The sequence below is a fragment of the Pseudomonas sp. 382 genome, assembly GCF_002759075.1.
Lineage (GTDB): Bacteria > Pseudomonadota > Gammaproteobacteria > Pseudomonadales > Pseudomonadaceae > Aquipseudomonas > Aquipseudomonas vlassakiae.
The window spans coordinates 199,707-214,491 of record NZ_PEMX01000005.1; the positions used below are offsets into that span (position 1 = coordinate 199,707).

General features: G+C 63.2%; 13 protein-coding genes and 1 pseudogene. 7 read left to right on the plus strand and 7 right to left on the minus strand.

Annotation, left to right across the window (positions count from 1 at the left end; all coding sequences use genetic code 11):
- Positions 1-9 precede the first annotated feature (9 nt).
- Positions 10-981: pseudogene (locus CQW31_RS08855) on the minus strand (alkaline phosphatase family protein); the annotation flags it as partial.
- A gap of 157 nt (positions 982-1,138) precedes the next feature.
- On the opposite strand from CQW31_RS08855, the gene CQW31_RS08860 reads away from it, so the two are divergent.
- The 4 genes from CQW31_RS08860 (at position 1,139) to CQW31_RS08875 (ending at position 4,043) form a co-directional block, all read left to right on the plus strand.
- Positions 1,139-1,789, plus strand: coding sequence for a FadR/GntR family transcriptional regulator (locus tag CQW31_RS08860; RefSeq protein ID WP_054885963.1), 651 nt, complete (start codon positions 1,139-1,141; stop codon positions 1,787-1,789).
- Between the two features lie 13 nt (positions 1,790-1,802).
- Positions 1,803-3,083 (plus strand): MFS transporter, encoded by a 1,281-nt coding sequence (locus CQW31_RS08865; protein ID WP_054885964.1) that lies wholly within the window; start codon positions 1,803-1,805, stop codon positions 3,081-3,083.
- A gap of 177 nt (positions 3,084-3,260) precedes the next feature.
- The gene (locus tag CQW31_RS08870) at positions 3,261-3,731 is read left to right on the plus strand and encodes a nuclear transport factor 2 family protein (RefSeq protein ID WP_099814314.1); all 471 of its coding nucleotides are present in this window, start codon (positions 3,261-3,263) and stop codon (positions 3,729-3,731) included.
- Positions 3,732-3,749: 18 nt separating this feature from the next.
- Positions 3,750-4,043 carry a GIY-YIG nuclease family protein gene (locus CQW31_RS08875; RefSeq protein WP_054885966.1) on the plus strand — a complete coding sequence of 98 codons (294 nt, stop codon included), beginning with the start codon at positions 3,750-3,752 and terminating at the stop codon, positions 4,041-4,043.
- Here the strand turns inward: CQW31_RS08875 and yejK are convergent, their stop codons facing one another.
- Positions 4,044-5,051 carry a nucleoid-associated protein YejK gene (yejK, locus tag CQW31_RS08880; RefSeq protein ID WP_054885967.1) on the minus strand — a complete coding sequence of 336 codons (1,008 nt, stop codon included), beginning with the start codon at positions 5,049-5,051 and terminating at the stop codon, positions 4,044-4,046.
- Positions 5,052-5,442: 391 nt separating this feature from the next.
- On the opposite strand from yejK, the gene CQW31_RS08885 reads away from it, so the two are divergent.
- Positions 5,443-5,724 (plus strand): HU family DNA-binding protein, encoded by a 282-nt coding sequence (locus CQW31_RS08885; RefSeq protein WP_027920195.1) that lies wholly within the window; start codon positions 5,443-5,445, stop codon positions 5,722-5,724.
- Between the two features lie 51 nt (positions 5,725-5,775).
- Here the strand turns inward: CQW31_RS08885 and rlmF are convergent, their stop codons facing one another.
- From rlmF to CQW31_RS08910, 5 genes are all read right to left on the minus strand, one after another.
- A complete protein-coding gene (gene rlmF, locus CQW31_RS08890) occupies positions 5,776-6,729 on the minus strand; it encodes a 23S rRNA (adenine(1618)-N(6))-methyltransferase RlmF (protein WP_099814315.1) in 954 nt (317 codons plus the stop codon).
- Positions 6,730-6,907: 178 nt separating this feature from the next.
- Complete coding sequence (locus CQW31_RS08895; RefSeq protein ID WP_099814316.1) at positions 6,908-9,754, minus strand: valine--tRNA ligase; 2,847 nt, start codon at positions 9,752-9,754, stop codon at positions 6,908-6,910.
- A gap of 209 nt (positions 9,755-9,963) precedes the next feature.
- Positions 9,964-10,335, minus strand: coding sequence for a hypothetical protein (locus tag CQW31_RS08900; RefSeq protein ID WP_054885970.1), 372 nt, complete (start codon positions 10,333-10,335; stop codon positions 9,964-9,966).
- 5 nt (positions 10,336-10,340) lie between these two features.
- Positions 10,341-10,769, minus strand: coding sequence for a DNA polymerase III subunit chi (locus CQW31_RS08905; protein WP_054885971.1), 429 nt, complete (start codon positions 10,767-10,769; stop codon positions 10,341-10,343).
- A 50-nt stretch (positions 10,770-10,819) separates the two neighbouring features.
- Positions 10,820-12,313 (minus strand): leucyl aminopeptidase, encoded by a 1,494-nt coding sequence (locus CQW31_RS08910; RefSeq protein ID WP_099814317.1) that lies wholly within the window; start codon positions 12,311-12,313, stop codon positions 10,820-10,822.
- 289 nt (positions 12,314-12,602) lie between these two features.
- Between CQW31_RS08910 and lptF the strand changes: the two genes are divergently transcribed.
- The gene (gene lptF / locus CQW31_RS08920) at positions 12,603-13,718 is read left to right on the plus strand and encodes an LPS export ABC transporter permease LptF (protein ID WP_099814318.1); all 1,116 of its coding nucleotides are present in this window, start codon (positions 12,603-12,605) and stop codon (positions 13,716-13,718) included.
- Complete coding sequence (gene lptG / locus CQW31_RS08925; RefSeq protein ID WP_054885974.1) at positions 13,711-14,772, plus strand: LPS export ABC transporter permease LptG; 1,062 nt, start codon at positions 13,711-13,713, stop codon at positions 14,770-14,772. Before lptF ends, lptG begins: the two co-directional genes overlap by 8 nt.
- Positions 14,773-14,785: the final 13 nt, after the last annotated feature.

Below are 14,785 nucleotides of genomic sequence, written 5' to 3' on the forward strand. Positions count from 1 at the left end.
CTGTGATCACCGTGCCTTGGCATCGCCTCCAGTAGCCCGTGCGTTGCGTGCACCGCTAACGACTGGGAGTGGCGTGCCATCGAGCTCCCATTGCGGCAGCAGGTCTAGCCCCATGTGCCTGAGCACAGTCGGGGCGACCGACGTCAGCGCGGCAGAGCCATGACGCGGGGTGTCATCTGCACTGCCGGGACGGATCCATTCCTCGTTCCAGGGCTTGTTGCTGGCAATGAGCGCCGTCTTCTCCTGTTCTGTCACTTCGCCGTGGCTTGAATCCTGATAATCACTGCCGTCGCTGCTGCAGACGATCACCAGCCAGTCCTCCTGCGGATTCTTGTACGCCCGCGCCTCGACCTTGTCCAAAAGCCGCCCCAGTCTGTCGTCGGCTTCACGCAGTGCGAACAGGTAGGCCGAGCCGAAACCACTGGTGTGGCCAGCTTCAACTGGCTCGTCGAGTTGAATGAAGGTGAAGTCGGCTGGTGTGTGTTCGAGGATGTCCAGGGTCCGGGCGGTGACTTGCTCATCGCTCAGGCCGCTTTCGCGTACATTGTTGCCTTGCGCGTCCTCCAGCAGGAAGGCCGTGTTGATCGGCGACCAGTTGACGACACTGGCGAGGTAGGCATTTGGCAGGGCATGACGCAGCCGTTTGAACAGGCTTGGGAACTGCGGGTTGACCCGCAAGGATTCGGCATTTGAGGTCACTCCATGCTTGTTGGCCCATACGCCGGTGAGCAGGGTTATCCAGCCGGGCCCACTGTCAGTCGCTTGTTCGCTGGCGCGGCCGGTGACACCTCCGGCATAGGCTTTGCCGTAGAACAGGCGCTGCAGGTTGGTTTCGTCGCCCAGTTCTTCGTAGCGCTGCAGCTGTACACCGTCCATCCCGATGATGAGCGTCTTGGGTTGCAATGGCGCTTGGCTGGCGTCGCAGCCTTTGAACAGCAGGCCGAGTAGCAGACCGGCGGTAATCAGCGCAGACAGGCGCAGTACTTTGACGATGGACATGAACAGTGCCTTGATGGAAGTCAGCCAAGCGTTGCAATCAGGCCCTCGGCTGGCAACTGGTAGAAATGCCAGTTGAATTGATGTCTGGAACGCGTTCCATTAAGCTCTGCGAATTCATCGGATGATTGGTTGAATTGAAATGAGCAGCGAATTGACCAAGCGCTCCCTGGTCGAACTGGCGGTCGAACGCATGCGTGAGCGCATCCTGCAAGGCCACTGGCAAGTCGGCCAGCGTCTGCCGACCGAGCCGGAACTGGCACTGCAGCTGGGTATCAGCCGCAATACCGTGCGTGAAGCCATGCGCGTGCTGGCATTCAGCGGCCTGGTGGAAATCCGCCAAGGTGACGGCAGCTACCTGCGCACCTGCCAAGACCCGCTACAGGCCGTGCTGGCCATGTCGCGCTGCACGCTGGAGCAGGCCCGCGAAACCCGGCACATCCTCGAATCCGAGGCTATCGGCCTGGCAGCGTTGCGCCGTACCGACGAGGACCTGCAGGGCCTGCGCGCGGCACTGGCGGGCAGTGCCGGGCATTTTCACGGGGATGTCGATGCCTATGTCAGCTGCGACCTGGTGTTTCACCAACGTCTGATCGACGCCGCGCACAACCCGGCACTGAGCGAACTGTATCGCTACTTTTCCGGTGTGGTGGCCGCAGCGCTGCAACACAACATGGCGACCGTGCCACGCAGCCAGGCGACCTTCGACCTGCACGGGCAGATCCTCGACGCCATCGAACAACGCGACCCGGAGCGGGCCAAGGCCCTGAGCCGGACGCTTATTGAATCTTGAAAACGAGAAGGCCATGGCTGAACGATTGACCCGAGACGCGCCTGCCCGCGAGCGTGAACTGGAAGAACTACTGATCGACGCCGAGGCCGACGATGCCCTGGTGCAACAGCAACCGCCGAGGCTCAAGCGCCCGTGGCTGTTGCTGCTGGGCCTGGTGCTGGTGGCATTGAACCTGCGCCCGGCATTGTCGAGCATGGCGCCGGTGCTCGGGCAGGTCTCTGCAGGGCTGGGCCTGAATGCCTCCGAGGCCGGCCTGCTGACCACCTTGCCGGTGCTCTGCCTCGGGCTGTTTGCACCGCTGGCACCCGTCCTCGCGCGCCGCTTCGGCAGCGAGCGGGTGATCCTCGGCATCCTGTTGACCCTGGCGCTGGGGATCGTGGTGCGCAGTGCCCTGGGGGCGGTCGGCGTATTCGTCGGCAGCATTCTGGCCGGGGCCAGCATCGGTATCATCGGTGTGCTGTTGCCCGGTATCGTCAAGCGCGATTTCCCGCAGCACGCGGGCACCTTGACCGGGGTGTATACCATGGCCCTGTGCCTGGGCGCGGCTATGGCGGCAGGGGCTACCGTGCCGCTGACGCAACACTTCGGTGGCAGCTGGGCCCTTGGCCTGGGCTTCTGGATGCTACCGGCGCTGCTGGCCATGCTCGTCTGGTCACCGCAAGCCCGCCAGGGGCACGGCCTGCACAAGGTCGCCTACCGGGTAAGCGGGCTGTGGCGTGACCCGCTGGCGTGGCAGGTAACTCTGTACATGGGGCTGCAGTCGTCGCTGGCGTACATTGTCTTTGGCTGGTTGCCGTCGATCCTCATTGGTCGTGGCCTGAGCCCGACCGAAGCGGGCCTGGTACTGTCCGGCTCGGTCATCGTGCAGCTGGTCAGCTCGCTGGGCGCCCCCTGGTTGGCGACCCGCGGCAAGGACCAGCGGCTGGCCATCGTGATGGTCATGCTGGTCACCTTGGCGGGGCTGTTCGGTTGCCTGTATGCCCCCATCGACGGGCTGTGGGGTTGGGCGGTGCTGCTGGGGCTGGGGCAGGGCGGTACTTTCGCCTTGGCCCTGACGTTGATCGTGCTGCGCTCGAAGGATGCCCATGTGGCGGCGAACCTGTCGAGCATGGCTCAGGGCGTGGGTTATACGCTGGCATCCATGGGCCCGTTTGCGGTCGGCCTGGTGCATGACCTGACCGGAGGCTGGGCGGCGGTGGGCTGGATCTTTGCGGTGTTGGGTGTGGGGGCCATCGTGTTTGGCTTGGGGGCCGGGCGAGCCTTGCATGTGCGGGTGACCAGCGAAAAAGTTTGACATGAAGGGTGGCCTCGCAGGCCTCTTCGCGGGCACGCCCGCTCCCACAGGGTCATCACAGGCTTCAAGACTTGCGCCTGGCCTGTGGGCGGGCGTGCCCGCGAAGAGGCCGGTACTGGCGAAAGAAAGCAGTGCAGATTATCGTGCAGCTTCCATTCCCAGGACGGACCTGCTTCCATGACTGACGCCAACCGCCACCTGATTACTCGTTTCTATCAGGCCTTCCAGCGCCTGGACGCCGAGGCGATGGTAGCCTGCTACAGCGACGACATCGTCTTCAGCGACCCGGTGTTCGGCACCCTGCGCGGCCGTGATGCGGGTGACATGTGGCGCATGCTGACCACCCGTGCCAAGGATTTCTCGCTGACCTTCGACCAAGTCCGTGCCGATGAGCGCAGCGGCTGTGCGCACTGGGTGGCCACTTACTTGTTCAGCCAGACTGGCCGTACCGTGTTCAATGATATCCAGGCGCGCTTCGTCATTCGCGATGGGCTGATCTGCCAGCACGACGACAGCTTCGACCTGTGGCGCTGGTCGCGTCAGGCGCTAGGAGCGCCAGGGGTGTTGCTGGGTTGGTCGCCGATGCTGCAGAACAAGGTGCGCCAGCAGGCTTTCAACGGGCTGCGAGCGTTCCAGCAAGCAAGATGAGCGGTTAAGCTGTCGGCCATGAGCATCGTCAACGAAGTCGCCGAAAACCCGCAGAGCAAACCGTGGTACGTGTACCTGGTGCGGGCGGCCAATGGCTCGCTGTACTGCGGTATCAGCGATAACCCGCAACGCCGTTTCGCTGCCCACCAGAAGGGCCAGGGTGCCCGCTATTTCAAGACCAGCCCGGCGCAGGCGCTGGTCTATGTCGAGCAGTGGCCGGACAAAGGCGAGGCGCTGCGCCAGGAACGTCTGGTGAAGAAGTTGCGCAAGTCGGCCAAGGAGGCGCTGGTGGCCTCCTATGTGGCCGGCTGATCAGTCCTTGCGACGCTTGAGCTGGTCCACCAGCGTGGTCGGCAGGCCTTTGATGATCAGGGTGCCGGCGGCCTCGTCATACTCCACCTTGTCACCCAGTAGGTGCGCTTCGAAGCTGATCGACAGGCCTTCGGCACGCCCGGTGAAGCGGCGGAACTGGTTGAGGGTGCGCTTGTCAGCGGGGATTTCCGGCGACAGGCCGTAGTCCTTGTTGCGGATGTGGTCGTAGAACGCCTTCGGGCGGTCTTCATCGATAAGGCTCGACAGCTCTTCCAGGGTCACCGGTTCGCCCAGCTTGGTCTGGGTGGTGGCGTATTCGACCAGGGTCTGGGTCTTCTCGCGGGCGGCTTCTTCCGGCAGGTCCTCGCTTTCTACGAAGTCGCTGAAGGCCTTGAGCAGGGTGCGTGTTTCGCCCGGGCCGTCGACGCCTTCCTGGCAGCCGATGAAGTCGCGGAAGTAATCCGACACCTTCTTGCCGTTCTTGCCCTTGATGAACGAGATGTATTGCTTGGAGTTCTGGTTGTTCTTCCACTCGGACAGGTTGATGCGTGCTGCCAGGTGCAGCTGGCCGAGGTCGAGATGGCGCGACGGCGTCACGTCCAGCTCGGCGTTGACCGCCACGCCCTCGCTGTGGTGCAGCAGGGCGATGGCCAGGTAGTCGGTCATGCCTTGCTGGTAGTGGGCGAACAGGATGTGGCCGCCCGTGGAGAGGTTGGACTCTTCCATCAGTTTCTGCAGGTGCTCGACCGCCGTCCGGCTGAACGCGGTGAAGTCCTTTTCGTCTTCCAGGTACTGTTTCAACCAGCCGCTCAGTGGGTAGGCGCCGGACTCGCCGTGGAAGAAGCCCCAGGCCTTGCCTTGCTTGGCGTTGTAGCTTTCGTTGAGGTCGGCCAGGAGGTTTTCGATGGCGTCCGATGCGCCCAGCTCGGTATCCCGTGCATGGAGCACGGCGGGGCTGCCATCGGGCTTCTTGTCGATCAGGTGAACGATGCAATGACGGATTGGCATGGAATTCTCGGTGAGTCTGGGGCGGCCACAGGCCGCGCTGCAAAAGTTGTCCAGTTTACCCCAGAGAACAGGCGCTGCAGTGGCCGGATGTTGGCGGAAATGCCGGTTGTTCGTTTTTTGTCCAAATTCACGGGTTTTCGGCTTAAACCCCCGAAAAACCTGCACTAAATCGAAGCGGGTAGCGGATATTTATCCATTCCTGTGGTAGCTTTGCGCCGTCTTGCGCCCCTCATGTGGCGCATTGCTGGCAGCGTGCTCATGCCGTGTCGAACCAAACGCCGATTTACGTATCTACATTCGCGATTGGCGCGGCCCTCCAGAACACAGGGGCTGGCCCGATAACGTCGTAGCACGCCGCATAACTACTGAATGATAGGGAAGGAACACCACCATGGCATTGACCAAAGACCAACTGATTGCCGATATCGCTGAAGCCATCGACGCGCCAAAAACCACCGCTCGTAACGCGCTGGAGCAGCTGGGCCAGATCGTTGCCGACCAACTGGAAAACGGCGCCGAAATCACCCTGCCAGGCATCGGCAAGCTGAAAGTCTCCGAGCGTCCTGCCCGTACCGGTCGCAACCCTTCGACTGGCGCTGCCATCGAAATCGCTGCCAAGAAAGTCGTCAAGTTCGTTCCGGCCAAAGGCCTGACCGACGCCGTCAACAAGTGATCTTTTGACGCATTGACGAAACCGCGCCCGGCTTGCCCGGGCGCGGTTTTTTCATGCCTGCGATTTGCGCCTGGCGTGCCAGGCGTGGCGTGCGCTGTCGTCGTGGAAGCTCCAGGCGACCATGCGGCTTTGCTTCTGGCCCTGGCCCATCTCGGCGATGCGCACGACCTTGGCGCCGACCTTCTTCAGCGCTGCCTCGATGCCAGGCAGGTTACTGGCTTTGGACACCAGGCTGGTGAACCACAGTACCTGTCGTGCGTACTGCGCGCTTTCGTCGACCAGCTGGGTGACGAAGCGAATCTCGCCGCCCTCACACCACAGTTCGTTGTTCTGCCCGCCGAAGTTGAGCACCGGTAACTTGCGCTTGGGGTCCTGCTTGCCAAGGTTCTTCCACTTGCGCTGGCTACCACGGGTGGCTTCTTCACGCGAGGCGTGGAAGGGCGGGTTGCACAGGGTCAGGTCGAAGCGTTCATCCGCTTGCAGCAGGCCGCTGAGGATGTGCTTGCGGTTGGCTTGCTGGCGCAGGCTGATACCTTTGCTCAAGCCGTTGGCCTGGACGATGGCCTTGGCCGAGGCCAGCGCTACCGGGTCGATGTCCGAGCCAATGAAGCGCCAACGGTAATCGCTATGGCCGAGCAGCGGGTAGATGCAATTGGCGCCCACGCCGATATCCAGCACGCGAACCTGGGCGCCTCCGGGGACCTCGCCGGCATTGTCCTCGGCCAGCAGGTCGGCGGCCACATGGATGTAGTCGGCACGGCCGGGGATTGGCGGGCACAGGTAGTCGGCCGGGATGTCCCAGTGCTGGATGCCGTATTGCGCCTTGAGCAGGGCACGGTTGAACACGCGCACGGCTTCCGGGTTGGCGAAGTCGATGCTGGGTTTGCCGTGGGGGTTGGTGATGGTGAAGCGGGCCAGGTCAGGGTGGGCCTTGATCAGGCTGGGGAAGTCGTAGCGGCCCTGGTGGCGGTTGCGCGGGTGCAGGGTGGGTTTGTTCGGAGTCATGTCAGTGTCCAGCCCTATACGAGCGGTGGCTTGAGGAGCCCGGGGCCGCTTCGCGCCCCTTTCGCGACACAAGGCCGCTCCCACAGGATAGCGGCGCCTTCAGGTTTGGCGCCGTCCTGTGGGAGCGGCCTTGTGTCGCGAAAGGGCCGCGCAGCGGCCCCAACGGTCTCTCTAGTGATTACAGCGCTGCAATCCGCGCATGCTGCTCGGTGAAGTTGGCCAGGGCCTGTTCGGACTCGGCCAGCTTGGCGCGTTCCTTCTCGATCACCGCAGGCGGTGCCTTGTCGACGAAGGCGGCGTTCGACAGCTTGCCACCCACGCGCTGGACTTCACCCTGCAGACGCTGGATTTCCTTGCTCAGGCGAGCAAGCTCGGCGTCCTTGTCGATCAGGCCGGCCATCGGCACCAGCACCTGCAAGTCACCAACCAGTGCGGTGGCCGACAGCGGTGCTTCGTCGGCATCGCCGAGCACGGTGAACGATTCGACCTTGGCCAGCTTCTTCAGCAGGGCTTCGTTTTCCTGCAGGCGACGCTGGTCATCGGCGTTGGCGTTCTTCAGGAACAGCGGCAGTGGCTTGCCCGGGCCAATGTTCATCTCCGCGCGGATGTTGCGCAGGCCGACCATCAGCTCCTTGAGCCATTCGATATCACCTTCGGCGGCAGCATCGATGCGGCTTTCATTGGCCACCGGCCATGGTTGCAGCATGATGGTCTTGCCTTCGATACCGGCCAGCGGCGCGATGCGTTGCCAGATTTCTTCGGTGATGAACGGCATGAACGGGTGCGCCAGGCGCAGTGCCACTTCCAGCACGCGTACCAGGGTGCGACGGGTGCCACGGGCGCGTTCGACCGGAGCGTTTTCGTCCCACAGTACCGGCTTGGACAGCTCCAGGTACCAGTCGCAATACTGGTTCCAGATGAACTCGTATAGCGCCTGGCTGGCCAGGTCGAAGCGGAACTGCTCGAGCTGGCGGGTCACTTCGGCTTCGGTGCGCTGCAATTGCGAGATGATCCAGCGGTCAGCCAGCGACAGCTCGCAGGCTTCGCCGTTCTGGCCGCAGTCCTCGCCCTTGTCCAGCACGTAGCGGGCTGCGTTCCAGATCTTGTTGCAGAAGTTGCGGTAGCCTTCGACGCGGCCCATGTCGAACTTGATGTCGCGGCCGGTCGAAGCCAGCGAGCAGAAGGTGAAGCGCAGGGCGTCGGTGCCGTAGCTGGCGATGCCCTCCGGGAACTCGGCCTTGGTCTGCTTAACGATCTTTTCGGCCAGCTTGGGCTGCATCATGCCGCTGGTGCGTTTCTCCAGCAGGGCATCGAGGGTGATACCGTCGACGATGTCCAGCGGGTCGAGCACGTTGCCCTTGGACTTGGACATCTTCTGGCCCTGGCCATCGCGCACCAGGCCGTGCACGTACACGGTCTTGAACGGAACCTGCGGGGTGCCGTCCTCGTTCTTGATCAGGTGCATGGTCAGCATGATCATGCGCGCAACCCAGAAGAAGATGATGTCGAAGCCGGTGACCAGCACGTCAGTGCTGTGGAACTTCTTCAGGAACTCGGTCTGCTCCGGCCAGCCCAGGGTCGAGAAGGTCCACAGGCCCGAGCTGAACCAGGTGTCGAGCACGTCGTCGTCCTGGCGCAGTTTCACTTCGCTGCCGAGGTTGTGCTTGGCGCGGACCTCTTCTTCATTGCGGCCGACATAGACCTGGCCGGCCTCGTCGTACCAGGCCGGAATGCGGTGGCCCCACCACAGCTGGCGGCTGATGCACCAGTCCTGGATGTCGCGCATCCAGGAGAAGTACATGTTCTCGTACTGCTTGGGCACGAACTGGATGCGGCCATCTTCCACGGCTTCGATGGCCGGCTCTGCCAGCGGCTTGGTGGAAACGTACCACTGGTCGGTCAGCCATGGCTCGATGACGGTACCCGAACGGTCGCCTTTCGGCACTTTCAGGGCGTGATCGTCGATGCTCACCAGCAGGCCCTGGGCATCCAGGTCGGCAACGATCTGCTTGCGTGCGACGAAGCGATCGAGGCCGGCGTACTGGGCCGGCAGGCTGGTATCGACCTGCTCGTTGACGCTGCCGTCGAGGTTGAAGGCCTGGGCGGCGGACAGCACCAGGGCGTTCTTGTCGAAAATGTTCAGCAGCGGCAGGTTGTGGCGCTTGCCGACTTCGTAGTCATTGAAGTCGTGGGCAGGGGTGATCTTCACGCAGCCGGTGCCGAACTCCGGGTCGCAATAGTCATCGGCGATAATCGGGATGCGGCGGCCAACCAGCGGCAGTTCGACGAACTTGCCGATCAGGGCCTGGTAGCGCTCGTCGGTCGGGTTGACGGCAACGGCGGCGTCACCCAGCAAAGTCTCCGGGCGGGTGGTGGCGACGACCAGGTAGTCCTTGCCTTCAGCGGTCTTGGCGCCATCGGCAAGCGGGTAGCGCAAGTTCCACAGGTGGCCCTTCTCGTCGTGGTTTTCCACCTCGAGGTCGGAGATGGCCGTGTGCAGCTTGGTGTCCCAGTTGACCAGGCGCTTGCCGCGGTAGATCAGGCCGTCCTCATGCAGGCGCACGAAGGCTTCCTTGACTGCTTCGGACAGGCCGTCGTCCATGGTGAAGCGCTCGCGGCTCCAGTCTACCGACGAACCCAGGCGACGGATCTGGCGGCTGATGTTGCCACCTGACTGATCCTTCCATTCCCAGACCTTCTCCAGGAACTTCTCGCGGCCAAGGTCGTGACGGTTCTGGCCCTTGGCTTCGAGCTGGCGTTCGACCAGCATCTGCGTGGCGATACCGGCGTGGTCGGTACCTGGCTGCCACAGGGTGTCGCGGCCTTGCATGCGGCGGAAACGGATCAGCGCGTCCATGATCGCGTTGTTGAAGCCGTGGCCCATGTGCAGGCTACCCGTCACGTTCGGTGGCGGGATCATGATGGTGTAGGACTCGCCTGCACCTTGTGGAGCGAAATAGTTTTCGGACTCCCAGGTGTTGTACCAGGAAGTTTCGATGGCGTGCGGCTGGTAGGTCTTATCCATGCGCGGCGGGACCCTGTGCATTTATTCGGGAAAGCCGGGAAGTATAACCAAGCTGGGGGCCGCAGGCGACAAGCTGCTGATAACTGTCGGAACAGTGGCGCCTGCTTCGCGGGCACGCCCGCTCCCACAGGTACCGCGCAGATATGACGGTTGCGCTTTACCTGGGGGAGCGGGCGTGCCCGCGAAGCAGGCGCCGCAAATTTTCAGGTTTACTCGGAACGCTTGATGAGACGTTCGATCCGCGCATCCAGCCGGCGCTTGATCTCGTTCTCGATATGCGGGGTGAAGTCGTTGATCACGTCCTGCATGATCATCTGCGCGGCGGCGCGCAACTCGCTCTCCAGGTGCAGCAGGGTGTCCTGGCGGCGGGTCTGCGGATCATCCTCGGGTTCGGCTGCTGCGGGCTCGGCTTCAGGCGCTGGCGCCGCGTTACCGGCAGGCACGTCGAGCAACAGGGGAATCTGCTCGACCGTTTCGGTCAGCAGCGGCGGCTGCAGGTCGGCATCGCCGAGCAGCTGGCGAATCGATTCCAGATCATCCAGCAGATGAGCGGAATCGGGTAGGGCGGAAGGCTTGTCCATCGTCGTTAAAGTCGCTGTAAGCGGTGGTCTTGCAGAGCATAGCCCTGTTCACGGTAGAAACGGAACCGCTCGCGGGCCGATTGGCGAATGCCGGGCTCCTCGACCACGATCTCGGCAACCCGCTCGAACTGGCCGACGAACCCCGGCACAGCGGCACCCAGGTTGATCAGCAGGTCACGGTGCTCGCCAGCATCGTCGGCAAGGCCCAAGGCTACCGTGGCATCCGTGTGTTCTTCGGCCAGGTCGTGGGGCACGAAGGCTTCGCCTTTGAAGCGCCACAGGCGTTGATCCAGTTCGGTACGTTGTTCGGCGTCCTGGCAGTGCAGGTAGACCCGGTGGCCAAGGCGCCAGGCCTTTTCGCACAGCTTGCAGGCGAAGTCCAGCCGTGCCGACAGCGAGTCGGTGGGCAGGATATAGAAATCGACTTTGCTCATGGTGTGCTCTGCCAGCCGGCGATGCCACGGGCACCGCCGGCTTCACGGCATCAGGCGCCAGCGCGGTCCAGCAGGTACTGGGTCAGCAGCGGGACCGGGCGACCGGTAGCGCCCTTGTCCTTGCCGCCACTGATCCAGGCCGTGCCGGCGATGTCCAGGTGCGCCCAGTTGTAGGCCTTGGCGAAGCGCGACAGGAAGCAGCCAGCGGTGATGGTGCCCGCCTTGGGCCCACCGATGTTGCCCATGTCAGCGAACGGGCTGTCCAGTTGCTCCTGGTACTCGTCGAACAGCGGCAGCTGCCAGGCACGGTCATCGGCACGCTTGCCGGCGTCGAGCAGCTGGCCGACCAGGTCGTCGTTGTTGCCCATGAGACCGGAAGTGTGGCTGCCCAGGGCGACAATGCAGGCGCCGGTCAGGGTGGCGATGTCGATCACGGCCTGTGGCTTGAAGCGCTCGGCATAGGTGAGGGTGTCGCACAGCACCAGGCGGCCTTCGGCGTCGGTGTTGAGGATTTCGACGGTCTGGCCACTCATGGTGGTGACGATGTCGCCCGGACGGGTGGCACCGCCGCTCGGCATGTTCTCGGCGCAGGCCAGCAGGCACACCAGGTTGATCGGCAGCTGCAGTTCGAGGACCGCGCGCAGGGTGCCGAACACGCTGGCGGCGCCGCACATGTCGAATTTCATCTCATCCATGCCAGCGCCTGGCTTGAGGCTGATGCCGCCGGTATCGAAGGTGATGCCCTTGCCGACCAGCACGAACGGCTTGTCGGCCTTCTTGCCGCCCTGGTAGTTGAGCACGATCAGGCGTGGTGGCTGGTCGCTGCCCTGGCCCACGGCATAGAACGCGCCCATGCCCAGGTCCTTGATCTTTTTCTCGTCCAGCACTTCGACCTTCAGGCCCTTGTGCGCCTTGCCCAGTTCCTTGGCCTGCTCGGCCAGGTAGCTGGGGTGGCACAGGTTAGGCGGCAGGTTGCCCAGGTCGCGGGTGAAGGCCATGCCGGTGGCAATGGCGCTGGCGTGCTTGACGGCGCGCTCGACCTCGGCCAGGCCGGCCTTGTCGGCCAGCAGGGTGACTTTCTTCAGGGCGCGCGGTTCGGCCTTCTGGCTCTTGAAACGATCGAACACGTATTCGCCGTCGAGCAGGGTCTCGGCCAGCAGGCGGTACTTGCCGTAGTAGGCGTCACGGTTGTTGACCGCGATGTCGTCCAGGGCCAGCACGGCATCGCCACCGTTGAGGCTCTTGAGCACGCCGGCCACACTTGCGACCAGCTTGCGCCATGCGCGGTCGCCGAGGGCATCGTCCTTGCCGCTGCCGACCAGCAGCACGCGCTCGGCCTTCAGGCCCGGCACGCTCTGCAGCAACAGGGTCTGGCCAGGCTTGCCGGCCAGGTCGCCACGCTTGAGTACTGCGCTGATGGCGCCTTCGCTGGCTTGGTCGACGGCCTTGGCAACGGCCCCGAGCTTGCGCCCTTCACCCACCGGTACGACCAGAGTGGCGGTTTTTACCGATGCAGCAGCTACGCTTTTTACAACCAGTTCCATGTCAGGGTCCCCGAATGATCTATGCAGTTGGCGCTATGCGTTTTCGCGCTCTGGACGGGCCTGGCCGCGTTGCCGCAGGCCAGTGGAAAAGCTGCCAGTTTGAGCCTCCCGCCAGCGTGCTGACAACCCCGATGTTGGCCTTCATGCGCAGCCAAGTGACAGGCGCGGCCAATCACAGGATAATGCGCGCACTTTACATGGAGGTTCGCCTTAGGCGAACCGGCTTTGGTCCTGGCTGTCACAGGCCAATGTTTGGCAGTCCGCCCCTGACAACCCAGGAGTGTCTGGTTTGATCGTCTTTCGTTATCTGTCCCGCGAGGTCCTGGTGACCTTGAGCGCCGTCAGCGCCGTGCTGCTGGTGATCATCATGAGCGGGCGCTTCATCAAGTACCTGGCCCAGGCGGCCCAGGGCATCCTCGACCCAAGCGTGCTGTTCCTGATCATGGGCTTCCGCATGCCAGGTTTCCTGCAGCTGATTTTGCCGTTGGGTTTGTTCCTCGGCATTCTCCTGGCCTACGGCCGGCTGTACCTGGAAAGCGAAATGACCGTGCTGTCGGCGACCGGCATGAGCCAGCAGCGTTTGCTGGCCCTGACCATGGCGCCGGCGGCAGTGGTCGCCCTGCTGGTTGCCTGGCTGAGCCTGAGCCTGTCACCACTGGGCGTGGCCCAGGTGCAGAAGATCGTTGCCCAGCAAGATGCCATGACCGAGTTCGACACCTTGGTGCCGGGCCGCTTCCAGACCTTGCGCGACGGTTCGCGGGTTACCTACACCGAGCAGCTGTCGGACGACCGCGTCAAGCTGGGCGGGGTGTTCATTTCCGAGAAGCGCTTCAACCAGGACAAGACCAAGGACCGTGCGCCGTCGGTGCTGGTCGCCGAAAAAGGCCATCAGGAAATCCAGGCCGATGGCAATCGCTACCTGGTGCTGGAGAACGGCTACCGCTACGACGGTAACCCGGGCCAGGCCGATTACCGTGCCATCAAGTACGACACCTATGGTGTCTTGCTGCCAAAGCCGGAAGTTGCCGAAGACGTGACCGATCGCGAAGCGATCCCGACCCTTGAGCTGTTCGGCAAGAGCGACCTGCGTGAGCGTGCCGAGCTGCAATGGCGCCTTTCGCTGCCGATCCTGGTGTTCATCGTGGCCCTGATGGCGGTCCCGCTGGCCAAGGTCAACCCGCGCCAGGGCCGCTTCCTCAAGCTGCTGCCGGCGATTCTTCTGTACATGGCCTACCTGACAATGCTGATTTCCGTACGCGGCGCCCTGGAGAAGGGCAAACTGCCGATTGGCCTGGGTATCTGGTGGGTGCATGGCCTGTTCCTGATGATCGGCCTGGCCCTGATGTATTGGGAACCGCTGCGCCTGAAAATGGCTGCTCGTCGCGCGGAGGTGGCCCGTGGCTAAACTCGACCGCTACATCGGCACGAGCGTGCTGCTGGCCATTCTGGCCGTGCTGGGGATCATCCTCGGCCTGGCCTCGCTGTTCGCCTTCATCGACGAGATGGGTGAACTGAGCGATACCTACACCTTGCTCGACGCGGGCAATTTCGTCCTGCTGACGGCACCTCGTCGGCTGTACGAAATGCTGCCGATGGCGGCACTGATCGGCTGCCTGATCGGCCTCGGCAGCCTGGCCAGCAACAGCGAGCTGACCATCATGCGCGCTGCCGGTGTCTCCATCGGCCGCATCGTCTGGGCGGTGATGAAGCCCATGCTGGTGCTGATGCTGGTCGGCGTGCTGGTTGGTGAATACGTTGCCCCGGTCACCGAGAACAAGGCCCAGGCCGACCGCTCCCTGGCCCAGGGCGGTGGTGAAGCGCAAAGCTCCAGGCATGGCATGTGGCACCGCCAGGGCGAAGAGTTCGTGCACATCAACTCGGTGCAGCCCAATGGCCTGCTGCTGGGCGTGACCCGCTACACCTTCGACAACGAGCGCAAGATCCAGACGTCGAGTTTTGCCCGTCGCGCTCAGTACAACGATGATCACTGGACGCTCAGCGACATCAGCACCACGTTCTTCCGCGGTGACCACACCGAAGTGGTGAAGGCGCCGACCGAGCGCTGGGACGTTTCGCTGACGCCGCAACTGCTCAATACCGTGATCATGGCCCCCGAGTCGTTGTCGATTACCGGGTTGTGGGACTACATCCACTACCTGTCCGACCAGGGCCTGAACAACGCCCGTTACTGGCTGGCGTTCTGGACCAAGGTGATGCAGCCGCTGGTGACTGCAGCACTGGTATTGATGGCAATTTCCTTCATCTTCGGCCCGCTGCGTTCGGTCACCCTCGGCCAACGCGTGTTCACCGGCGTGCTGGTGGGCTTCGCCTTCCGCATTGGCCAGGACCTGCTGGGCCCGTCGAGCCAGGTGTTCGGCTTCCCGCCGCTGCTGGCGGTAGTGATTCCGGCGGGCATCTGTGCCCTGGCTGGCGTGTGGTTGTTGCGTCGGGCCGGTTGACGGTCTGCAACAG

Excerpts from the sequence above, each read along its gene's own strand:
- CQW31_RS08860 (WP_054885963.1), top strand. The coding sequence starts at position 1,139 with ATGAGCAGCGAATTGACCAAGCGCTCCCTGGTCGAACTGGCGGTCGAA.
- CQW31_RS08905 (WP_054885971.1), bottom strand. The coding sequence starts at position 10,769 with ATGAGCAAAGTCGATTTCTATATCCTGCCCACCGACTCGCTGTCGGCA.
- CQW31_RS08875 (WP_054885966.1), top strand. The coding sequence starts at position 3,750 with ATGAGCATCGTCAACGAAGTCGCCGAAAACCCGCAGAGCAAACCGTGG.
- yejK (WP_054885967.1), bottom strand. The coding sequence starts at position 5,051 with ATGCCAATCCGTCATTGCATCGTTCACCTGATCGACAAGAAGCCCGAT.
- CQW31_RS08870 (WP_099814314.1), top strand. The coding sequence starts at position 3,261 with ATGACTGACGCCAACCGCCACCTGATTACTCGTTTCTATCAGGCCTTC.
- CQW31_RS08910 (WP_099814317.1), bottom strand. The coding sequence starts at position 12,313 with ATGGAACTGGTTGTAAAAAGCGTAGCTGCTGCATCGGTAAAAACCGCC.
- CQW31_RS08900 (WP_054885970.1), bottom strand. The coding sequence starts at position 10,335 with ATGGACAAGCCTTCCGCCCTACCCGATTCCGCTCATCTGCTGGATGAT.
- CQW31_RS08865 (WP_054885964.1), top strand. The coding sequence starts at position 1,803 with ATGGCTGAACGATTGACCCGAGACGCGCCTGCCCGCGAGCGTGAACTG.
- CQW31_RS08885 (WP_027920195.1), top strand. The coding sequence starts at position 5,443 with ATGGCATTGACCAAAGACCAACTGATTGCCGATATCGCTGAAGCCATC.
- CQW31_RS08895 (WP_099814316.1), bottom strand. The coding sequence starts at position 9,754 with ATGGATAAGACCTACCAGCCGCACGCCATCGAAACTTCCTGGTACAAC.
- rlmF (WP_099814315.1), bottom strand. The coding sequence starts at position 6,729 with ATGACTCCGAACAAACCCACCCTGCACCCGCGCAACCGCCACCAGGGC.